Consider the following 22762-nt stretch of genomic DNA (forward strand, 5'->3'; position numbering starts at 1 on the left):
CGGCCGGTACGCCGCCACCGCGGACCCCGTGGAATCCCTGGTGATTCCACGGGGTCCGACGGTGTGATGAGAGGCTGAGCCTCCTGGCATGGCCAGGTTGAGACTCGCTCGTGACCGTACTTATTCGTGTATGACCGGTTTTGAATGCTTATGGGGTGTGACTCGGGCCACGCGGATTGGGCGTAACGCTCGTGGGAACAACGCGATGACCTAAGAGGTGACAGCCGCGGAGGGAATACGGACGCCGTTCATGGCGCTGTGCATCTCCCCGGCGCGCCCGCGCCGTCGGCCCACTCCCAAGCCGGCGGTCGGCTCCTGTCCGTCGTGGACGGGGCCGGAAGCCGTTTTCCAACGTTCCGAGAGGTTGTTCGTGTCGGCCAGCACATCCCGTACGCTCCCGCCGGAGATCGCCGAGTCCGTCTCTGTCATGGCGCTCATTGAGCGGGGAAAGGCTGAGGGGCAGATCGCCGGCGACGACGTGCGTCGGGCCTTCGAAGCTGACCAGATTCCGGCCACTCAGTGGAAGAACGTACTGCGCAGCCTCAACCAGATCCTCGAGGAAGAGGGTGTGACGCTGATGGTCAGTGCCGCGGAGCCAAAGCGCACCCGTAAGAGCGTCGCAGCGAAGAGTCCGGCCAAGCGCACCGCCACCAAGGCGGTCGCGGCCAAGCCGGTGACCAGCAGGAAGGCCACCGCCCCCGCCGCCCCGGCGGCGCCTGCCCCCGACCCCGCCGTCGAGGAAGAGGCGACCGCCAAGAAGGCGGTGGCCAAGAAGACGACCGCCAAGAAGGCGGCAGCGAAGAAGACGACCGCCAAGAAGACGGCGGCAAAGAAGACCACCGCCAAGAAGGAAGACGGTGAGCTTCTCGAGGACGAGGCGATCGAGGAGCCGAAGGCCGCGACCGAGGAGCCCGAGGGCACCGAGAACGCGGGTTTCGTACTGTCCGACGACGACGAGGACGACGCTCCGGCCCAGCAGGTCGCCGCGGCCGGTGCCACGGCGGACCCGGTCAAGGACTACCTCAAGCAGATCGGCAAGGTCCCCCTGCTCAACGCCGAGCAGGAGGTCGAGCTCGCCAAGCGCATCGAGGCGGGTCTGTTCGCCGAGGACAAGCTGGCGAACTCCGACAAGCTCGCGCCCAAGCTCAAGCGTGAGCTGGAGATCATCGCCGAGGACGGCCGCCGCGCCAAGAATCACCTCCTGGAGGCCAACCTCCGCCTGGTGGTCTCCCTGGCCAAGCGCTACACCGGCCGCGGCATGCTCTTCCTGGACCTCATCCAGGAGGGCAACCTCGGTCTGATCCGTGCGGTGGAGAAGTTCGACTACACCAAGGGCTACAAGTTCTCCACGTACGCCACCTGGTGGATCCGTCAGGCGATCACCCGCGCGATGGCCGACCAGGCCCGCACCATCCGTATCCCGGTGCACATGGTCGAGGTCATCAACAAGCTCGCGCGCGTGCAGCGCCAGATGCTCCAGGACCTGGGCCGTGAGCCCACCCCGGAGGAGCTGGCCAAGGAACTCGACATGACCCCGGAGAAGGTCATCGAGGTCCAGAAGTACGGCCGCGAGCCCATCTCCCTGCACACCCCGCTGGGCGAGGACGGCGACAGCGAGTTCGGTGACCTCATCGAGGACTCCGAAGCGGTCGTCCCGGCCGACGCGGTCAGCTTCACGCTCCTGCAGGAGCAGCTGCACTCCGTCCTCGACACCCTGTCCGAGCGCGAGGCGGGCGTCGTCTCCATGCGTTTCGGTCTCACCGACGGTCAGCCGAAGACCCTCGACGAGATCGGGAAGGTGTACGGCGTCACGCGTGAGCGCATTCGCCAGATCGAGTCGAAGACCATGTCGAAGCTGCGTCACCCGTCGCGCTCCCAGGTGCTGCGCGACTACCTGGACTGAGCCCAGCCCCTACAGAACGCCCCTGACCTGCGGATTCGCGGGCCAGGGGCGTTTTTCATGGCAAGCGCAGCGCTCCTAGCCCAGATATCACACGCCGCTGTCTGGCATATGCTTCAGGCATGGATCAATCAGACATGCGTGCCCTTCTGGACTCCTGGGTGCTTCATCTCGCCGCCGAACGGAAGTCCGCCCAGACCCTGAAGACATACGGCGACGGCGTCCGCGCCTTCCTGCGTTGGACGGCGTCGACCGGCATTCCTCCGGCCCTGGACCGGCCCACGGTGAACGCCTTCACGGCGCACCTGATCGACGGCGGAGCGCAGGCGTCCACCGCCCGCTCGCGGCAGTTCGCGGTCCGCCGGTTCTCGGCCTGGCTGGCCGACGAGGGCGAGATCAGCGACGACCAGCTCGTCAACCTGCGCCCGCCGAAGCTGGACGTGAAGGTCGTCGAGTCCCTGGATGATGACCAGCTGAAGACGCTGATAAAGGCGTGCAAGGGGAACGATCTGCGCGACCGCCGCGACGAGGCGATTATCAGGCTCATGATCGAGACCGGAGCCCGCGCCGGAGAGGTCGTGTCAATGGCGCTGGACGACGTCAACCTCAGAGAGGGCGGCGCGGTAATCCGAAAGGGCAAGGGCGGAAAAGGCCGTACCGTGCCGTTCGGCGCCCAGACCGGACGGGCCATCGACCGGTATCTGCGCATACGCAAGACGCACCGGTTGGCATCCATGCCGGACCTCTGGCTCGGCGACCGCGGCAAAGGCTTCAGCTACGACGGCCTCTACGTCGCCCTGAAGGGCCGTGCCGAGGTGGCCGGAATCGATGGCTTCCACCCCCACCTGATGCGGCACACGGCTGCATGCAGGTGGCTGGCGGCCGGTGGCAGCGAGGGCGGGCTGATGGCCGTCGCGGGGTGGACGCGCAGGGACATGCTAGACCGCTACACGCGGGCGTCTCGGAGCGACGGGCTGCGGACGAAGCCCGCAGGCTCGGGTTGGGGGATCTGTAATGCAGTACTTCGACCCCGTCGGCGGCGCGCCGCCTGACAGCCCGTTTTCGCCGCCACTTGCGGTCGCCGTGCCACTTCGCTGCACGGTGTGCCACCGCATCGTGGCCTACGTGCTGTCGAACGGCGCTCTTCAGCTGAGCGGTGGCCATGACAACTGCGGCGTATTCGACACCAGGGTCTTCGAGGCCGCCAAGGGGCGGGTGGCGCCGAAGTATCGCGCGTACAGGAGAACGCGTGTGAAGCAGACCGCAGTCCTGATCACACCTAGCGCAGCGCATGACGTAAACTCGTGAGTCCGGCGCCTGTAAGGGGCACCGAGTAACCGTCTGTCGATCGAGCTGCACGCGGCAGTGACTTGAACCGGCGGCCTAAGCGGGCCGGTCGACGGGCCGGGAAGAACCCTTAGAAGGGCTTCCCTAGCTATGCCCCTTACGCCGGAACAGCGCCGTCTTCGCGCCCAGATCGCAGCCCACGAGATGTGGGCCAGCTGCGAAGATCCCATCGCGCACACCTTGCCCGCCCGCATGGCTTCCCTCGCCAGGTTTGAGCGCGATGTGGACCCGGAGGGCACCCTGTCCCCCGAGGAGCGCGCACGTCGCGCCGAGCACGCCCGTAAGGGCCACTTCCGCCGGCTCGCCCTCAAGTCCTCTCAGGCTCGCGCCGCGAAGGCCCGCGCCAGCCGCAACGGGGGTGGCCACGGTGTCGCATAACAGCCGCGACCTCCGGGACGCGAATACCGAGGGCCACAAGAGCTACGACGTCAGTTTGACCATGTTCGACGGAGACCGGGCCCTGGTCATCCAGCCGGCCATTCCCGACTCCGCCCCCGACACGCTCAAGAACGGGCTCGCTGTCCGCCGCGCTGCCAACCTGCACGGGAAGTGCCCTGACTGCTGGGCCCGCCCCCAGATGCCCAACCGCCAGCAGCGGCGAGCCCTGACCCGGGCAGGAAAGGTGATCCCGGCGCTGTTCCTCCACGAGGACGGGTGCGCATGCCTCACCGACGACGAGGGCGGTGCCGCATGAGCTCCTTCAGCCGGCCCGTCAACGACACCGACACGTTTCAGGCGGGGGATCCGCAGGATCCCACTCGGTACCCGTGGGACGCCGCTGGCTGGAATGCCGGTGCATGGTACGCAGCCGCCACCGGCCTCGCCTACGCCTCCAACGAGGAGCGGGCCTCGAAGTACACTTTCTGGTTCGGTGAGGCGGCCGAGGACAACTGGGTCCGTCAGGCGTTCACCAAGGCCGTCATCGCCGAGATGACCCGCATCAAGGGCGACCAGGACGAGTTGCAGAAGCAGTTCGACGACCAGGAGCGGATGAAGGCCACCGCCCGCGAAAGGATCAAGCGGGAGAAGGCTGAGAGTCGGATCAGCGGGGAACTGTCCCCGGCCGCCGCCGTGTTCCTGGAGACGCTGCGGACGAGCGTGATGAGCGCCAACGACCTGGATGCCATGGAGGACCCTGACCCGATCGTGCCGGGATGGCTCTACGGCGACTCCCTGAACTGGATCGCGGGCGCCTCGGGCACCTTCAAGTCGTTCATCGCCCACGACCTAGCCGCGCGGTACGGGAAGCCCGGGGGGAGCTACCACGGCATCCCGATGGCCCACGGCAGGGCGCTGTACATCGTCGCCGAGGGCGCGTCCATGTTTAAGCACCGGAAGAACGCCTGGCAGAAGTTCAACGGCCAGGTCGAGAACGTCTTCTACTACCCGGCCGCGATCCAGCTTGCCGACTTCGAGGAACAGATGCCCGCGCTGATCGCGTACGCCAAGGCGGAGCGCTTCGGCATGGTCATCTTCGATACGCAGGCCATGTGCTCCGTCGGTCAGGACGAAAACACCGCCGAAGGCATGGGCGTCATCATCAACGCCGGCCATAGTCTTCGCGAGGCCACCGGCGGGTGTGTCATCCTCGTCCACCACTTCGACAAGAAGGGCAATGGCATGCGCGGTTCTGGTGCCCAGTACGCCGCCGCCAACACCGTCATAGTCACGAAGCGGACCGACGACAAGATGACCGTCATGCTGTCCACGAAGCAAGGCGACGGCGGCAAGTCGAAGGACGACGAGGGCCGCGACGACCTCACTCTCCGCCTGGACAAGTGGGAGCCCGAGGACGGCGGCCGTGGGTCGCTGTGCCCGAACAGGGAGATCACCGACGACTGGACCCGGCAGGAGCGCCCGGTGCTGCCTGGCTTCGATGAGGAGCGGATGGGGATGCTGCGGTCTATGGACGAGTACGACCCCGTCGGCGGTGCCCTCGTCGGCAATCTCCGCGACGTGATGAACGAGCTGAACCCACGTGAGGGCGGCAAGCCCTGGGAGTCGAAGAACGCCGAGTCCCACGTCGGCACCCTAATTCGCAATGGTTGTGTCGAGAAGACGGGCAGCCGCTATCGTCTCACCCTCCTGGGCCATCAGGTGCTCCAGAAGTGGCGCGAGGGGACGCTGACGCCTGACCAAGCTTCTGCGCTCCGTGAGATCGCAGCCACGGGCTGAGGCTCGACCAGACCCTCACCTACTGACACCGTCCATCACCTTCTTCGGTCATCACCGTCCCCCTATTTACATAGGGGGGAGGATCGATGGTGAAGTGGCGACGGCGACGGTGACTCGATAGTGACGAATGATGAAGTACCTGGTCAGAGCTTTGATCGAATGGTGACGGCCTTGGCGATGCCTGGTGATGTCGATGGTGACGGGACCCCCTTCATCACCGTCACGATGGTGACGTTTTCTGCCGCCACTTGGGCGTCATTCGCCAGCTGGCTGAGCAGCTGGACTCCGAAGCAGCCGCGAAGGAAGCGGCGCGCCTGTGGAACACGGTCAACAACAGGCCCGACGGCCGAGTCGGTTCGTCCGCGGTACTCACCTATCTGCGCGAGTACGTCCTGCGAGTGTCCGCCTGATTCGTCACGCAGGTACCGGACAGTCACTCGCGGCGACGTGCGACCAGCTTCGCCGGAGCGTCTTTGGTGCCGTTCTGGTTCGTCCTCAGCAGCACACTACCGATGGAGCATGGCATCGGTAGCGATGGTCAGCGCATGGCCCACGGCTGGCGCCCTCCGCCGACGTCGATGACATGCGAAGACGTAGCGTAAGTCTCTCGAAGTTGGCACTCAACCTGAATATCTCTTAGCTTCCCTAACAAGCTGGTCTCACGATCCGATGCCATATGCGTGCATTTGTTGCTTCTGCTCAAGATGCAGTTCTGCAATGGCCAGCAGCTGTCCCTGCTTGAACAGCGCACGCGGCCAGCATCGACGAACAAGGCGCACGCATCGGTTTCGGCCTGCCAGAGAGCATCTGCCCCGCTGCTCAGAAAAGCTGCAGCCGTACGCCCTCCATGGTGCCGTGTGCCTGAGCCCGACCCTGACGTGCCCGCCGATCGCACCCAGCGCCGCTCCTGCCAGTCCAGCCGCAGCGCTGCGCTAATGACCGCTACCCACCCCTCCCCGTCCATGGCACAGCAGTGTGCCAGCTGCATGGTGTTGATCCGGTCGCCGTCGCCGTCGCCGTCGGTGTCGGCGGCGCGTGGGTTACACCGTCGGCGACGCCGCTGGTGCCCCTGTCGTGTCCGCCCTCGTTAGGGTCGCGCCTGCTGTGTCGGTGACGGCCGGTGTGGGAGTCCGGCGCGGGTTGTCGGTGGGGTTGTCCGGGTGTCGCCGTCGGCCCCCCATCGCTGTCGCTGTCGGCACCCCCATCGCTGTCGGTGTCGATGAAGGGAGGGGGAGGGGTCTCGACGTAATCGCAGGTCAGCGGTCGACCTCGCCCCCTCGACCGCTTTTCTCCCCGCAGTGAAAATTTTGCGTGTTGATCAAGCTGCAGCCGCAGCCCGCGCGAAGTTCCGGCCCCCCCGAGCGCTGAAATGTCATTCGCCACATGCGGTCGATCCTGCGGCGGCGGAACGCCTCCGTGATGTGCGGCTGCTCGCTGCACATCACGTCCGTAGCCGCTGAGGTTCCGGACTATCTGCCAGGTCTCGATCCGTGGCCTTGATCACCGAGTCGAACAGCCAGAGCAGCCGATAGGACCGGGCTACCCCAAGCAGAAGCGCTGCTTCCACCATCCAGTGGACGCCGCCGGGATCGGCCTCCGTGGTGTCCAGCACTGTGGCCAATAGGCAGGTACCCGAGATCAAGAGGGTCGCCGAGAGAATACTTACCCAGTTCCGCCGGAATTGGGATGCCAAATGCCCGGCTGTGCGCAGCGTCCGCATGCGCCTTCCCGTAGCAGCTGCGTACTGCGAGATTGCCGCTGTGACGAAGCTGCCGACCAAGGCTACGACGGTGGCGCCCGTCGTGTAGATATCCAAGCGCTGTTCACGGTTGGGCGCGCCGAAGATGTCGCCGCGTCCGGTCAGTGCGACCAGCAGACCATGCCCGCCGAGGATGACCGCGGTCACCAGCCAGTCCGCCGCCGGCCGTGACCGCCACGCGTTCAGCAGCCCGCGTACCGCCTCCACCACACTCGCCATACCCGCCCCTCCCCCGCGCGCCCCGACCAGGGCTTTCGCCCTAGCTGCCCTCCAGGCTAGAGGTCGGCACTGACAGCGGCCCGCAGCACCCTTTCGTTCTGCAGGGAGACCCGCTCCAACTGGTTCAGGGCTACCTGGAGGTCGATGGCGTGACCGTCGCTGGAGGAGAACGGCACGACACACTTCGCGGTGATGCGCTCGCTGACGAAGTCGATCTTCTCGTCGTCGGCGTCGCTATGCCACGCCTCCATACGGGCCTGCGCGGCGGCGGTGTCGACAGCGTCGGAGTTGTCCAGCCAGTCCGCGATGTCGTTGGCGAACACCCGCGTGGAGTCGAGGAGTTGGTTGTGCCCGCGGGCGCGGCGGCGGGGCGAGAGGACGCGGGACTTCTTCGGCACCTCCAGCTTCAGCGTGATGATCATGTCCGGGTTGTCCTCGTGCAGTTGGCTAAGTGCGGTGCCAAGGTTGGAGCTGGCACGCAGGGCCGTGGGGCTGTCCGGCGGCTCGGGGGCGATCCGCACAGTCAGCTGCTCGATGGCCGCCGCGTGCGCGAGCTTCTCCCGGGAGCGGGCGTTGACCACCGGCCGCAGCTCGATGTTGCGGACCTCGGGGCCGGCAGCATGCATGTCGTCAAGCCAGCGCTTCAGGGCTTGGGCGCGAGGGGCGGAGATACCGCCGGCCATGGTGGCGAGGACGTTGCCGAAAGGCAGGAAGTACACCGTGGTGACGTCCACCAGCTCCTTGTCTGCGGCGAGTTGGAGGCGGCTGAGGGTGCCGTCGGCCTGGTCGAAGAGCTGCGGCACGTCCTGGCGGACCTTGGCGAGCAGCAGATGCGAGGCTGTCTGGAGGGGGTCGACGGCGCCGATCAAGACTTCTTCGCCGGTGCGCGAGATGCGCTGCGCGGGCGGCTGGGCGCACAGGCGGCGGATGTGTGCCCCCCAGTCCCTGTGCGGGAGGCGGGAACTTGTGGGGGCGTCGCCGTCGGCGATCTCGTAGAAGTGGATGACTCTGTCCCGGTTGCGTGCGGCCATGCCCGTGCTCCCCCGTGGCGTTCGGTGACGACTGGATTCACCAGCGTATCCAGACGGCAGGCGGATGCCGAAACGATCAGGCCGGGCCGGGGCACGCATCGCCCGGCCCGGCCCGCATGTCCTACTCCTCCTCGAACTGGGCTTGCAGTTTGAGGGTGTTGGCGTTTTCAGTGAGAGTGCGCACCTTGTCCGCGGGGAAGCCGCCGGGCGCGGTCGCCTGGATCTCGACCGTGATCTCGACGTCCGCCCCGATGGCTTCGAGGTGCTGGAGGATCTCGAAGGCGTACTTCGTGGCGTGCTTGCTGTACTGCTCGGTGTCTAGCCGGGCATGGGCATAGAACCGGGTCGGGGTGCGCGGTAGCGGAGTAGGCGCCGGGACCGGGGCGCCGGGCGCAGGGCGGGGGGATACCGACGGACCGCCAGAGCCCTGCCCGGTCCCGATACCCGTGCCGTCGTCGGCATCATCGTCCTGATCGGTCGGCTTCTGGTGCCGCGCGGCGGCTGCCGCCAGGTCGGCGGTCTCCTGGGCGACGGCGACGTCTGCGCGCACCAACAGCGTGCTGTCGGTGATCTGGCCGAAGGACGCGCTACGGCAGGGCAGCACGAGGCCCAGGTAGCGGCCGGTGTCGGAGTCGTGGCCGGTGGCGAGGGCGAAGCCGTCGGTTTCCCAGGTGACGTGGGAGAGGACGTCCTCGATACCCTGGTCGAGGACGGTGCGGTCGCGCAGCCGGTTCATGTACGGGTATTTGGTGTGCAGTTCCCACAGGCGGCCGACGGAGATGTGGCCGTCCCGGTTCCACTCCTGGCCTAGGGCGTCGTTGATCCGCTGGTGCAGGACTGCAGGGGCCTGCAGGACGTAGAGCATGCCCTGGCGCTTGAGACGGTCGCCGACCTGGATGGCGGCGTCGTCGATGGCGGGCAGATCGACCTTGAAGTTGACCCACTCGATCTTGGCACCGGGGACCTGCTCGGGGACGAGGACCCAGCGGTAGGCCTTGCCGAGGCGAAGGCTGACCGTCTCGTCCGCCTTCTCCATCCGGGTCCTGGCCTGCGTCCTCTGGTTCTCCGTCAGGTCGAGCTGGACGTGCTGGGTGAGGACCTGCTTCCAGCCCAGGTACTCGCGGACGGCCTCGGCGACCTCCTCGATCTCCTTGCGATCGGGGGCGAGGAAGACAAGGGCGTTGCGGTGCTGCCGGGTTCCGGAGCGGTACTGGTCGAGTGCCTCCTGGGCGAAGCGCAGGGCCTCGGAGTCGGGCACGTCTCTGGCGCTGCGGTGGGTGAAGCGAGGATGCAGCAGCACCAGGCGGGCGTTGTCGTTGTCCGGGATGTCGCTCGCGGGCAGCGGCGCCGCGTGGACGGCGTGGAACTGCCCGCGCACGCCCTGGACCACGCTGAGCCGGCGCACCACGTCCGCCCACACCTTGTCGACGTCGTCGAGAAGCTTGTTCGCCTCGTCCTTGGCGGTGCGGGTGATGTTGGCGTGGGTGTCGTACCAGTGGCGTTCGCCGTCGCCGTAGAGGTAGGTGGAACGGTCGGCGAGGGCGTTGAGCGCGGTGCGGAAGTTGCCCAGCGGTTCGCCGGGGATGGCCATGCCGAGCCGGATGTGCGGCTCGGACAGGCCCTTGCGGGCGGCGTGCACGCGGGGCGCGGAGCCCATGAAGACGGTCCGGGCCACGCGCCGGCTCATGCCGCGCTGCCCGAGCACGGGCTTCTCGGCGTCGACGGAGGCCGGCGTGGAGTCGGGCCCGTCGACGTCGGCGTCGATGATCGGCTTCCAGCGGTCCTCCAGGTAGTACGTCAGCTCTTGGTTGACGCGGGTGTCGTGTATGGGCACGTCACCGGGCATGATCATGGGGCTCTGGTTCTGGTCCCGCCACAGCGCGTGGATGACGGTGCTCATCAGCCGCAGCACACCCCGGGTGCGCTGGAACCTGGGCAGTGTGGACCAGTCCTCGTAGAGCCGCGCGAACAGTTCCGGGTGGATCGGATACGTCGACTTGATCCGCCGCTCGTAGTCCATGGTGTCGCAACCGGCCGGGAACTCGCGCTTCTCGGTGCCGTAGAACTGCGTGTAGAGCCGCGCCACCTTGTTGATCTCGGCCTGGACCTCGCTGGTGGGGGTCTGGAAGAGACGGCGGCGCACGATCTCGAAGGACTCGTCGGGGCTGGCGGGCCGCCAGGCGTCGGCCTTGCGGTGGACGACGTTCTGCAGCCGCTCCAGCGCGGTGCGGTTGTTCTCCCCGCCGATGTCGTACTGGTCGGCGGCGCTGATCTCACCGGTCGCGGAGGCCGGAATGGACACCAGCAGCTGGGCCCCGTCGACCGAGGCGACGGCCTCGGTGAGGGACTGCGCGAAGGAGAAATGCGTCTCGAAGGAGCCGGCGGTCAGGCTGTCGTTGCCGAACAGCGGGCCCGCGTACTGCACCCACTCGTCGATGAGGATGACGCAGGGTGCGTACGCCGCGATCAGGTCCTGGAGCAGGGCGGTGCCGGGGCTGGTACTGGTGCGGTCGGCTTCGGCGATGATGTCGTACGCCTGCCTCTTGCCGAGCCCCCAGGCGAGCTGGCCCCACATGGTGTTGACGACGGTACCGTCGGGCTTGACGTCGGCCTGCCCGATGCCCAGTTCGTTACCGACCAGCACGGCCCGGTGCACCGTTCCGCCGGGCAGCCCGCCACCCGGCGCCGCGGCGATCAGCTCCTGAAGGTCCTGCGGCAGCCGGTTCACCTTCAGACTCGGCGCGTACAGGTGGTACAGCGCCATCATCGAGTGGGTCTTGCCGCCGCCGAAGTTGGTCTGGAGGTTAATGACGGGCGCCGCGTTCGGGTCACCGCTGATCCGGCGCAACGACTTGGCAAGCAGCTCTTCCAGGCCCTCGGTGAGGTACGTCCGCTGGAAGAACTCCTCCGGTTCGGTGTACTCGGCGGCGCCCTCCCCGCGCGCCACCCGCCACAGGTCGGCGGCGAACTCGGAGGCGTTGAAGTCGCCGCGCGCCACGTCCTCGTGCGGGGTGAGCACGTCACGCCAGGGCCTCAGCCCCTCGGCGGCCACGCTCGGCACGGCACGCGCCCGACGGGCCGCCTTCTTCGTCTCCTCCTCCGTCACCTGCCGGTGCAGCGTCTGCCGGGACTCGCGGACCTCCTCGACCAGGGCGGGGTCCGCGTGCACAGCCCGTAGCAGCCGCTCCGCCGTGTCCAGCGCGCGCAGGGTGTCGTCCGCGGTGAACTTCTCGTTGTGCGCCCACTGGTTGCGTACAGCGTTCATCTCGCTGGCGAATCCACGGGCGCTCGCCGGGAGCAGATGCCGGAAGTAGGTGCTCCAGTACCGCTGGAGGAGGTTCAGCAGGAACTGCGGATCGTTCCTGCCGATCTGCTTTCCTTGTCCCCGGGCCTCGCTCTCCGCGTCCTCGAACCAGCTGTCGCCCTGCCGCTTAATCATCTCCCGTTCCAGGAAGGGCAGCAGCCCCTCCCCAAGGATGTCGATCATGCGGTAGACACGGTCTCGGTTGTTCACCGCCATGGTGCGGGTGTCCTGCCTTTCCGGGTGCCTGTGGGTGGCCGGGCGTTCAGAAGAGGGGCTGGTGTTGTGGCTTACGCGGGCCGCGCTTCTCGGCGTTGCGAGCCTCGGTCTGGAGGTCGGACCAGGCACTGGCGAGGTTGTTAAACCGCTGCCCGCTCTCCGACCAGCGGCGTCGGTCACAGATGCTGTAGAGCAGGTGGGCGAGGTCGCGGATGGTGTCCTCGTCGAACTCCCTGCGCGCCCGGATCCCGGCGAGCAGCTCACCGGCCGGTCCCACGCCAGACTGGGCGCCCTTGCCGTCCAGCACGCGGGACAGGTGCATGGCCGCCTCCCACACGGAGATACGGCTGTCCGTCTCCGGGTCGTACGACTCCGGCAGGTCGGCCGGGGCGACGAGCCACACCTTGCTGTCACCGGACGCGGTGATGTGGGCGTCCTGGAGCCCCCTCACGGACACGTTGTACGCCTTCGCGAGCGTCTCGGCGTCTCCGAAGGCGCCCTTGTTCCACTGGAACTGCTCGAACCAGCGGATCGCCCAACGCGTGTCCTGGTCGAACTCGCCCTCTTGTTCGTTGAGCACGTCGGCCAAGACGTCGTTGATGAGTCCGAGTGCGGTGCGGACGCGCATGGGAGTGCCGTCGGGCTCGGTGACCTTCGCGTACCGCGAGAACACAGCGATGCCGGGGCCGATCGCGGACTGGGGGAGGTCGACAGGGGCGAGGTTGCCCTCCTGCAACTTGCGCAGCTTATCGGGGAGTTCACTGCGGAGGGCGCGGAGGAAGCCACGGCGGTCGGTGGAGCCGGCGGTGACGTGGCGGGGGCGGCAGGCTAGGACTACGGAGGAGGCGAGGGCGTTGGTGCCGATGCCGATGGAGCGGCCGGAGCGCTCGGTACGGACGGGCCAGGTGCCGGTGACGGACCAGCCAGCCTGGATGAGGCCGTTCAGCATGGTCTCCCAGCCGGTGGACGCGATGCCGTTCTCGTTGTCGGTCTCCGCCTGCTTGAAGGCGTAGTAGACGACGAGGGGGAAGTCGGGGTGATGGCCCGCGCGCATTTGCGTGAAGGTCTCGACGAACCCGCTCTCGAAGTGCGCCTCCGCCTTCTCCCGACTCCCGCCGTGCCGGTAGGGGGAGGCAATAAGCTCGGGCTCCTTTGGGGTGAGGATCGTGGTCATGACCTCGGGGTAGATACTGCCGAGAGAACGGCGGAGCCAGACATAAAAGAAGTCCGAAAGGTCTGCGTAGCCGATGTTGTCGTAGTAGGGAGGGTCAGTATTGATGACGTAGTTGTCGTAGAGGCGGGTGGTGGCATCCGCCTGATCCACGTGGCCCTCGACGGGCTGAGCAGGCAGGGCGTCAAGGCTTTTCCCGATCGCCTTCAGCATGATCTCCAGGGTTCCAGACGACGGACCGAACGGGTCGCCTTCAGCGAAATCCCACGTCATAGGCAACGCCTGCCGAGCAAACGTGCTACGGAGAATCTCCATCTGCGGATTGCTGGCCCACGTGGTGATCGTGGATGCGTAGTCCGCCATCCGGCTTACGGCAAAACCCAGGTACGTGGCCACAGCCTTCCCGTATTCGGCCGCCTCAGCTTCCGCTATGCCCGCGTCTCGTGCATCCTGTTCAACCCTCTCACGGGCCTCGCCAACCAGTTCGCTGAACGTGGTCAGCGCAAGCAACTGCCGGTTCGTGAACAGGTCGGCGTGCTTTCGCATCCCATACGCCTGCACCCGGAAGCTGAGCGCCTTTTCCGGCAGTTCTGATTCCGGAACCTTGGCAGGCCGCCCCACCTCCGCCGCCCCAACATGCTCTGCCGTCGGCGCCAAGTAGATCCGCTGCCGCTTCCCCTCCGCGACCATGGCCATCATCATCGCGCCCATGCGTCCGGCCACTCCCTCGGCCCGGACGTACTTCAGCGTGGCCCGGTTGCCGCACACCAGGCACTCGGCGCCCTTGCCGTCCACAGTCCCCTCACGGGGCTCGCCCTCGGGACCTCCGATCGTGAACGTCGCCCGGCCATCCACCGGCTCGGGGACGACGTAACGGGGCCGATCCTTCTTCTTACTCAGCCAGAACGACCGCACCAACGGCATCTCCGCCCCGCAAGCAGGGTCAGGACAAGCCACCGTCCGCGCCCAAAGCCAAGCAATGACCGGCGCCTCGCTCCCGTCCTCCAGCTTGGCCTTCGGGTAATGGGAGCCGATCTTCGCGAACGCCCGCTCCCGCATCCACTGCCCGTACTGCCGGACATCCTCCGCGAGCCCACTCGCCCCCCGCCAGCTCCCCTCGTGCCGCAGTTCCGCCGTCGGAGACACCGGCTTGCGCCCCGCCCACTTCGGCGGGATCTCGATCAGCGCTTTGTTGATGACGACGGGAACCGGGTTCAGGTCACTGGCGTGAGCCTCAAGCCCAAGCCGATGCGCCTCCAACGGAATCGCCCCGCCGCCCGCGAAGGGATCGAGGACAGCCGGAAGCGGGCCCTCCCCATGCGACTCGGCGATCTTCTCCCGAACCTTGCGCATGATCCGCTCATCGCGCGTGGCCTCCCACGGCACCATCTCCTCGATGAGGTCGAACAGCTCCTGCCGCGCGGCCTTCTGCTCCCCGTCCCCCGGATAGAGATCGGGCCGCGAGGCCGGGTCGTCCACGAGCTGGGCGAAGAGCATCGCGCGCGCAGCCGCCAACGGCCGGCGGGCCCACCACAGGTGCAGGGTCGACGGATGCCCGTGCCGGATGGACTTCTCCCGGGCGGACTCCCGGTTGATCGCCTCCAGCGGGAGGGACACCTCGATGAGCTTGGTGCGGCGCTCCGGTTCTGGAGCCGGGGCCGTGTCTTCGGTTGCGCCGCTCACTGCGGGGTTCCTCCCTTGTTCCAGGCGTCCTGCCAGGACAGCAGGAGCCCCTCGGTCTTCAGGTCGCCGAAGTCGGTGTCGGCGAAGGCGTCGGTCAGGTACCGGATCTCGTCGTGGTCCGGACCGTGCGGGCTCACGGAGACCAGGGCGAGACGGTGCTGCTCGCCCCGGTTCTTGGCGACGAGGACCTCGTTGCGGCTGACGTAGAAGTGCTCCGCGCCCTCCCGACGGCCCTTCACCTCGATGTGCACGAGGTGACCGTCAAGACTAAGCGATCGGATGTCGTAGCCGGGATTGTTGTGGGCCATCTCCTCCGGAACACGGCCCAGGTCACGCTCGGCGCCGAGCACCGCAGCGACAGCACGTCGATCGGTCTCGTAGCCGTCCACCGCGTGGAGGGCGTCCAGCGTGGCCCTCTCCGCCAGAGTCTCGGCAGGGCCGACGTGCCCGACCAGCCAGCCGACCGGCACGACGAGCGCGCACCCCGCCACCACAGGCGGGAGGGCCTGGAGTGCCTGGTCCTTGTCCAGCGCGGCCAGACGCTGCTCGCGGCGGCGCTCAAGGTCCTCGGCCCAGGCGCGGGCGGTCTCCGGACGGTGGCGGACCTTCTTGCCCTCGGCGACGTCCAGCTCGAGTTTCCCCGCTTGCGCGTACCAGAAGCCGATCTCCTGGCGCAGGCGCTGCTCGACCTGGGCGCGGGTGCGCTCGATGACGGGCAGGAGGCGCTCACGGGTCCGGTTCAGGTGCTGGGGGACCGCCTCTCCCACCGCCCACTCCATGGCGCGGACGGGACCACCGTCCCGTAGCCACTCCTCCTTGAGGAGCACCACCCCTGCCGCTTCGGCCTCCCGGGGCGTGGGCGGGCGGTAGTCAAGGTACGGAGCGGGGCCCGCGTCATGAGCCGTGCCATTGGGGTGCAGTTCCACGAAGGCGAAGGAACGGTCGACCGACCGCCCGTGTCCGTCGACGACCTCCTGGACCAGCGCGGTCAGCAGCCGGGGGCGCGCGCCCGCGTCCGAGGCGTCTACAAGCACCGTGCCCCGGGTGAGCAGGTCACCGTGCCGGTGGACCGTTTCCTCGAGTACGGCGTCGAAGAGCGGGTGCCCGGGGGCGATCAGGTCTGCGCGGGCGGCGCCAGGGACGTTGACGCGCTCGCGATCGAAGCTGACCCGCTCGTAGCGACGCTGCACGACTCCGCCCAGCCCGAGCCCGAAGCGACCTGTGTCGCGCAGGACGGCCGGGATGTGGGTGATCTCGTACCGGCCACTCTCCCGCGCCCTGAGGTGGCCACCGAGCCGGTCGAAGGCGTCACGGAAGAACGCCCGTACGTAGTGCGGATGCAGCCGCTTGGCCTGGGCCTCCTCCATACGCAGCCGCACCGCCTCGACATCCTCCAGGCCCATGACATGGGCGTCGAGTGCCAGCCCCTTGATCAGCTCCATCGCCCGCTCCCCTACCCGGGCGTCAATGACCTGGTCCAGGCGGCTCTTGACCTCGGGACGGTCGCCGTAGCGGATCGCCTCCATGAGCAGGCCGCGCAACGGCTCGCCCTCGAAGAGTTCGCCGAGGACGTTGTAGACCTTGCCGTCGTACGCCTTCGACTGCTGTTCGATCTTGTCGAGGAGCCGTTGGAAGACCTGGCCCTCGCGGGTGTCGGCTGCGACAAGGTTCCACAGGTGGCAGACCTCGGTCTGGCCGATGCGGTGGATGCGACCGAAGCGTTGCTCGATGCGGTTGGGGTTCCACGGCAGGTCGTAGTTGACCATGAGGTGAGCGCGCTGGAGGTTCAGGCCCTCGCCGGCGGCGTCGGTGGCAACGAGGACGCGGACCTCGGGATCCTGGTTGAACGCGTCACGGATGTCGCGGCGGTGCGGGCGCGGGGTGCCGCCGTGGATGGCGACGACCGCCTCGGGGCGGCCGATCAGGTTCCTGATCCGGCGGGAAAGGTAGTCGAGAGTGTCGCGGTGCTCGGTGAAGACGATCAGCTTGCGCGGCAGCCCTTTCTCGTCCCGCAGCAGCGGGTCATCCTGGAGCAGCCCGGACAGTTCCCGCCACTTGCGGTCGTCACCGGAGGCAAGGACCCGTGCGGCGAGCCGCTCCAACTCGCTCAGCGCGGCGATCTCCAGCTCCAGCTCCTGGAGGGTGCGGGCGGCGGTCGCAGCGTCGACGACCTGTTCCTCCAGCTCCTCCAGCTCGCCGCCGGTCAGATCGTCCAGCTCGTCCTCGACGGGGATGGACGGCACCGAGGCGGGGGCCGCGTTCGCCACAGACTGCCCCGACAGCATCTCCTGACGCCGGGCCTCCAACCGCAGCCGCCTGCGTTCCAGGGAACGGTGGATCGCCGCCGGGCTGGAGGCAAGACGGCGCTGGAGGACAGCGAGCGCGAAACCGACCTGGTTGCCGCGTCGGCCGTCCAGTCGCTCTGCCCGGTTCATTTCCTGGCGGACGTACTCCGTGACCTGCTCGTACAACTCCTGCTCGGCGGGCGACAGTTCATACGGCACGGTGTAGGCGCGGCGCTCAGGGAAGAGCCGCTTGCCATCGAAGGTGAGCAGGTCCTCCTTGATCATGCGGCGCATCAGGCCGGAGACGTCGTGCCTGTGGATGCCCGCCCGGTAGCGGCCGCTGAACCGGTCGCTGTCCAGCAGTGTCATGAACAGCTGGAAGTCTTCCTCCTTGCCCGCGTGTGGGGTGGCGGTCATCAGGAGCAGGTGACGGGTGAGGCGGCCGAGGAGACGGCCGAGTTCGTAACGCTTGGTGGTCTTGAGCTCCGTACCGAAGTAGCTGGCGCTCATCCGGTGTGCCTCGTCCACGACGACCAGGTCCCAGCCGCTCTCCCCGAGCAGTCGCTGCAGGTCCTCGGAACGGGCCAGGGCGTCCATACGCGCGATGAGCCGGGGATGCCGATCGAAGACGTTGCCGTCGATCGTCGCGTCGGTCAGCTGCCGGGTGAGAAGGGTGAAGTCGAGGCCGAACTTCTCCAGCAGCTCGTCCTGCCACTGATCAACCAGCCCGCCCGGCACGACGATCAGGCAGCGCTCCAGGTCGCCGCGGAGCGCCAGCTCCTTGATGTAGAGCCCGGCCATGATGGTCTTGCCGGCGCCGGGGTCGTCGGCGAGGAGGAAGCGCAGCGGGGTGCGCGGCAGCAGCTCGTTGTAGACGGCCTGGATCTGGTGGGGCAGTGGGTCGAGGAGGCTCGTGGACACGGCAAGCATCGCGTCACCGCGCGCCGCCATCCTGATCCGCAGCGCCTCGGCCGCCAGGCGGAACAACCCGGGGTCCGCGTCGAAGCCGCCGCCCGCTGTGCTGGGGGTCACCTCGGCCAGCCGCTCAGCGTCCTCCTCGTAGAGGATCCGCTCCTCCACGGTGCCGTCGGGACGGCGGTACGTCACCTGGGCAGCGGCTATTCCGAACATCTGCAACGCGACGATTGCGACGTCCACGCCGGGGGCGATGCCTGCCACCATGCGGCCAGGGGTGAGGTCTTCAAGCCGGAGGGGGCTTCGCCCAGACATCCGTAGCCTCCTGCTGACTGAAACCTCGTGGTCACGCGTATAGCGAAGTCCAATGATGCCCCAGCTGGAAGCTCCTGAGTCCCGAGATTCAGATGTCTCGTCTATGACTCGCCTTCTCCCTGTGGCCGAGGCGACCAAGCGGGAGCGCTGAGAGAGCGTTTACTTCCCCGGCTTCTCGGACGAGTAGGTGGAGGCGTCCGTGGTGTCCGTGGCGTCCGTGATGGTGCGTGATCCGGTCGCTCCGGGTCGCGACTGCTAGCGCCAACGTGTCCGCCTTGAACTCGGTCAAGGCCCAACCCAGGATATTTCCAGGCTCACGCTTCCAAACGACCTGCGTGTATGCCCACCAAGCACAGCGCTCACCCATCCATACTGCGCGACTACCTCGACTAGGTCGCGGTCGTACGAGTGACAAGGCCCGGTTCCACCAGGTGGGGAACCGGGCCTTCGCGTTGATCAGCGGGTGCGCGGCACGGCGGGCTGGATCACCCTGGGTGTTCCATCACCACCTCGGAGTGAGGAGCCTGCATGCGTCGCCTCTTTGCCCGGGCACTGGCCCGGCCGCTGGTCCTGGCGGCCGCGGCGACCGCGATACCGCTGGTGTCCGCCGCACCCGCGTCAGCCGACAGCATCGTCGTCGGGGGCTTTCCGGTCGAAGTGTCCGACAGTCCGTGGACCGTCGCCCTGTCCAGTCGTGACCGGTTCGGAGGTACGCGGGCGGGACAGTTCTGCGGGGGAGTGGCCGTCGGCCGCACCACCGTGCTCACGGCGGCACACTGCCTGGATGAGCAGGTTCTCGGATCGCCGCCCGAGCAGGTGCGTGACCTGAGGGTCATCGCCGGCCGCACCGACCTGCTTTCGGACCAGGGTCAGGAGATCTCCGTCCGCGACGTCTGGGTGAACCCGGCGCACGACGACGTCAGCAACGCCGGTGACTTCGCGGTGCTCACCCTTTCCGGAGCCCTGCCCGCCGGCTCGGTCATAGGGATGGCGGGAGAGGGCGACCCCGCGTACGGGCCCGAGACAGGGGCGCTCGTCTACGGCTGGGGTGACACCTCGGGCGCCGGGGACTACGCGAACGGCCTGCGGGCGGCACGCGTGCGTGTGCTCCCCGACACGCTCTGTGAGCGTGCGTATCCCGGAAGCGATGACGGGCGGTATCTCTCCGACAGCATGCTCTGTGCCGGTGAGGACGTAGGTGGCCGCGACGCCTGCCAGGGGGACAGCGGGGGGCCGCTGGTCGCCCAGGGGAGGCTCATCGGGCTCGTGTCGTGGGGGAGCGGCTGTGGGCGCCCGGGTAGTCCCGGGGTGTACACGCGCGTCTCCGCCGTTCTGCGGACGCTGGGATGGGACGACGCCGCCGCGCGGCAGCGCGGGGGCGCCTGACGGCCTCTGAGAGCTTGCCAGGCAAGCGCACGGGCGGCCGCCTCCGGATGGGAGGCGGCCGCCCGTGCACCGGCTTGTGCCGGCTGGCTCGTCGTCGGGCGCGTAGGGTCAGCGGTCTTCCTCGGGGGAAGATTCCGGAACGGCCGTCAGTCGCTCCGTCTCGTCCTGTATCTCAGCGGCGATCTTCTTGAGTTCCGGCTCGAACTTGCGCCCATGGTGGGCGCAGAAGAGCAGTTCTCCGCCGCTCAGCAGGACGACGCGCAGGTAGGCCTGGGCGCCGCAGCGGTCGCAGCGATCGGCGGCCGTCAGCGGGCTTGCGGAAGTCAGAACAGTAGTCACGTCGCCTCTTCTCTAGCTCGACGAGCTGTCGTACCAGGGTCAACATCCAACCAGCCCCAAAACGTTCCCGCTCGTGGCTTTTCCTCGAAAAAACTTTTCGAGGGGCAGGCTGTTGCCGGTTGGCGGCGAATGTGCCGTATTGCGTGTCTGTGTGTCGTACGGGTTCGCGCAGTCGGTCAGTGTCGGTCCCGCCGGCTGGGTTGCCGGTTTGTTCATGAGGACGTGCCCGGAGCCTAAATGGTTCATGCCTCGAAGGGAACGTGATGTGTACTTCACCCCATCGAGGGATCGAACAGGTATGCGAGGCTGGACTAGGGTGTGTCCGCGACGAGGGTGGCGTTACAACGGCTCTACCAGGCCTCGGTACCCTCAGACCGGTGAACCGAGCCGCGCCCTTACCCAGCGGGGCCCCATCTGAAATTCAGCGAGGAGCGAACCGCGTGACCGCCGAGACATCCGTGCCGTCCACTGCGCTGCTGGCAGGAGCAGACCGGGACGGATCCAATTACACCGCGCGGCACCTGCTCGTCCTCGAGGGGCTCGAGGCCGTACGCAAGCGTCCGGGCATGTACATCGGATCGACCGACAGCCGTGGGCTGATGCACTGCCTGTGGGAGATCATCGACAACTCCGTCGACGAGGCCCTCGGTGGTCACTGCGACCACATCGAGGTGATCCTCCACGACGACGCGTCCGTGGAGGTCCGGGACAACGGCCGGGGCATCCCGGTCGACGTGGAGCCCAAGACCGGCCTGTCCGGTGTCGAGGTCGTCATGACCAAGCTGCACGCCGGCGGAAAGTTCGGCGGCGGCTCGTACGCCGCCTCCGGCGGCCTGCACGGCGTCGGTGCCTCCGTGGTGAACGCCCTGTCCGCCCGGCTGGACATCGAGGTGGACCGGGGCGGGCACACCAACGCCATCAGCTTCCGGCGCGGCGTCCCGGGCGCGTTCACGGGGGCGGGCCCGGACGCCAAGTTCGAGGCCAAGAGCGGGCTGCGCAAGGCCAAGAAAGTCCCCAAGAGCCGTACCGGCACGCGCGTGCGGTACTGGGCCGACCGCCAGATCTTCCTCAAGGACGCCAAGCTCTCCCTGGAGAACCTGCACCAGCGGGCTCGCCAGACCGCGTTCCTGGTGCCCGGGCTGACCATCGTCGTCCGCGACGAGTACGGGCTCGGTGACGGCGGCAGCAAGGGCGAGGAGTCGTTCCGCTTCGACGGCGGCATCAGCGAGTTCTGCGAGTTCCTGGCCAGAGACAGGCCCGTCTGCGACGTTCTGCGCTTCAGCGGGCAGGGCAGCTTCAAGGAGACGGTCCCGGTCCTCGACGAGCACGGTCAGATGACGCCCACCGAGGTCACCCGTGATCTCGGCGTCGACGTCGCGATGCGCTGGGGCACCGGGTACGACACCACCCTCAAGTCGTTCGTCAACATCATCGCCACGCCCAAGGGCGGCACCCACGTCGCGGGCTTCGAGCAGGCGGTGGCGAAGACGATGAACGAGGTGCTGCGGACCAAAAAGATGCTGCGCGTCGCCGAGGACGACATCGTCAAGGACGACGCCCTGGAGGGGCTCACGGCGGTCGTGACCGTACGCCTCGCCGAGCCCCAGTTCGAGGGCCAGACCAAGGAGGTCCTCGGCACCTCGGCGGCCCGCCGGATCGTGAACAACGTCATCACCAAGGAACTCAAGGCGTTCCTGACCTCCACCAAGCGTGACGCGGCCCAGCAGGCCCGGGTGGTCATGGAGAAGGCCGTCGCCGCGGCGCGCACCCGCATCGCCGCCCGGCAGCACAAGGACGCCCAGCGCCGCAAGACGGCCCTGGAGTCCTCCTCGCTGCCCGCCAAGCTCGCCGACTGCCGCAGTGACGACGTCGACCGCAGTGAGCTGTTCATCGTCGAGGGCGACTCCGCGCTGGGCACCGCGAAGCTCGCCCGGAACAGCGAGTTCCAGGCGCTGCTGCCCATCCGCGGCAAGATCCTCAACGTCCAGAAGTCGTCCGTGACCGACATGCTGAAGAACGCCGAGTGCGGCGCGATCATCCAGGTCATAGGAGCAGGCTCCGGCCGTACCTTCGACATCGACGCGGCCCGCTACGGCAAGATCATCATGATGACGGACGCCGATGTGGACGGCTCCCACATCCGCACCCTGCTCCTGACCCTGTTCCACCGCTACATGCGGCCCATGGTGGAGTCGGGCCGGGTCTTCGCCGCGGTGCCGCCGCTGCACCGCATCGAGCTCATCCAGCCGAAGAAGGGCCAGGATAAGTACGTCTACACCTACTCGGACCGGGAGCTGCGCGACAAGCTCATGGAGTTCCAGAGCAAGAACATCCGGTACAAGGACTCCATCCAGCGCTACAAGGGCCTGGGCGAGATGGACGCCGACCAGCTCGCGGAGACGACCATGGACCCGCGACGCCGCACCCTGCGCCGGATCAACCTCACGGACCTGGACTCCGCCGAACAGGTCTTCGACCTGCTGATGGGCAACGACGTCGCTCCCCGCAAGGAGTTCATCTCCAGTTCGGCGGCGACACTGGACCGGTCGCGCATCGACGCGTAACGATGCGTGACGATTCGTAATCGTGCGCAGCCTTCGAGCCGGGCCCGGGTCGCACACCGGGGCCCGGCCCGGTGTGCGAGGCCCGTGCCCGCCATGACGGGGCTCAAGGGACGAGTCACCTGATGGGGTGAAGCGCGAAGGGAAGAAGAGTCA

At 67.5% G+C, this 22762-nt stretch carries 14 protein-coding genes; 8 read left to right on the forward strand and 6 right to left on the reverse strand.

Translation table 11 applies throughout. The annotated features are described in order from the left end of the window. The first annotated feature begins 370 nt into the window (after positions 1-370). From ACZ4V1_RS26825 to ACZ4V1_RS26850, 6 genes are all read left to right on the forward strand, one after another. The gene (locus ACZ4V1_RS26825) at positions 371-1903 is read left to right on the forward strand and encodes an RNA polymerase sigma factor (protein ID WP_468340567.1); all 1533 of its coding nucleotides are present in this window, start codon (positions 371-373) and stop codon (positions 1901-1903) included. 119 nt (positions 1904-2022) lie between these two features. Then, entirely contained in the window at positions 2023-2952 is a 930-nt protein-coding gene (locus tag ACZ4V1_RS26830) for a tyrosine-type recombinase/integrase (RefSeq protein WP_468340569.1), read from the forward strand. After that, positions 2915-3208, forward strand: a complete 294-nt coding sequence (locus ACZ4V1_RS26835; protein WP_468340572.1) for a hypothetical protein — start codon at positions 2915-2917, stop codon at positions 3206-3208. Before ACZ4V1_RS26830 ends, ACZ4V1_RS26835 begins: the two co-directional genes overlap by 38 nt. 478 nt (positions 3209-3686) lie before the next feature. Beyond that, entirely contained in the window at positions 3687-3941 is a 255-nt protein-coding gene (locus ACZ4V1_RS26840; protein WP_468340575.1) for a hypothetical protein, read from the forward strand. Next, the gene (locus tag ACZ4V1_RS26845) at positions 3938-5422 is read left to right on the forward strand and encodes an AAA family ATPase (protein ID WP_468340578.1); all 1485 of its coding nucleotides are present in this window, start codon (positions 3938-3940) and stop codon (positions 5420-5422) included. Before ACZ4V1_RS26840 ends, ACZ4V1_RS26845 begins: the two co-directional genes overlap by 4 nt. 248 nt (positions 5423-5670) lie before the next feature. Further along, complete coding sequence (locus tag ACZ4V1_RS26850) at positions 5671-5832, forward strand: hypothetical protein (RefSeq protein ID WP_468340581.1); 162 nt, start codon at positions 5671-5673, stop codon at positions 5830-5832. A gap of 1031 nt (positions 5833-6863) precedes the next feature. On the opposite strand, the gene ACZ4V1_RS26855 is transcribed toward ACZ4V1_RS26850, so the two are convergent. From ACZ4V1_RS26855 to ACZ4V1_RS26875, 5 genes are all read right to left on the reverse strand, one after another. Beyond that, positions 6864-7400 carry a hypothetical protein gene (locus ACZ4V1_RS26855; protein WP_468340584.1) on the reverse strand — a complete coding sequence of 179 codons (537 nt, stop codon included), beginning with the start codon at positions 7398-7400 and terminating at the stop codon, positions 6864-6866. A 56-nt stretch (positions 7401-7456) separates the two neighbouring features. Beyond that, on the reverse strand, positions 7457-8431 hold the full coding sequence (locus ACZ4V1_RS26860; protein ID WP_468340588.1) for a hypothetical protein: 975 nt from the start codon (positions 8429-8431) through the stop codon (positions 7457-7459). 121 nt (positions 8432-8552) lie between these two features. Continuing rightward, complete coding sequence (locus tag ACZ4V1_RS26865; RefSeq protein ID WP_468340591.1) at positions 8553-11918, reverse strand: DUF499 domain-containing protein; 3366 nt, start codon at positions 11916-11918, stop codon at positions 8553-8555. Positions 11919-11997: 79 nt separating this feature from the next. After that, on the reverse strand, positions 11998-14805 hold the full coding sequence (locus tag ACZ4V1_RS26870) for a DUF1156 domain-containing protein (RefSeq protein WP_468340593.1): 2808 nt from the start codon (positions 14803-14805) through the stop codon (positions 11998-12000). Beyond that, complete coding sequence (locus ACZ4V1_RS26875) at positions 14802-18248, reverse strand: helicase-related protein (protein WP_468340596.1); 3447 nt, start codon at positions 18246-18248, stop codon at positions 14802-14804. Before ACZ4V1_RS26875 ends, ACZ4V1_RS26870 begins: the two co-directional genes overlap by 4 nt. Positions 18249-18848: 600 nt before the next feature. Here ACZ4V1_RS26875 and ACZ4V1_RS26880 point away from each other — a divergent pair. Beyond that, on the forward strand, positions 18849-19706 hold the full coding sequence (locus tag ACZ4V1_RS26880) for a S1 family peptidase (RefSeq protein WP_468340599.1): 858 nt from the start codon (positions 18849-18851) through the stop codon (positions 19704-19706). Positions 19707-19814: 108 nt separating this feature from the next. Here the strand turns inward: ACZ4V1_RS26880 and ACZ4V1_RS26885 are convergent, their stop codons facing one another. Continuing rightward, positions 19815-20045 carry a DUF7455 domain-containing protein gene (locus tag ACZ4V1_RS26885; RefSeq protein ID WP_189231826.1) on the reverse strand — a complete coding sequence of 77 codons (231 nt, stop codon included), beginning with the start codon at positions 20043-20045 and terminating at the stop codon, positions 19815-19817. A 440-nt stretch (positions 20046-20485) separates the two neighbouring features. Here ACZ4V1_RS26885 and ACZ4V1_RS26890 point away from each other — a divergent pair, with 440 nt between their 5' ends. Continuing rightward, positions 20486-22609, forward strand: a complete 2124-nt coding sequence (locus tag ACZ4V1_RS26890) for a DNA gyrase/topoisomerase IV subunit B (protein WP_468340602.1) — start codon at positions 20486-20488, stop codon at positions 22607-22609. The last annotated feature ends 153 nt before the right edge of the window (positions 22610-22762 follow it).

This window comes from Streptomyces sp. NPDC028991, from assembly GCF_055564775.1.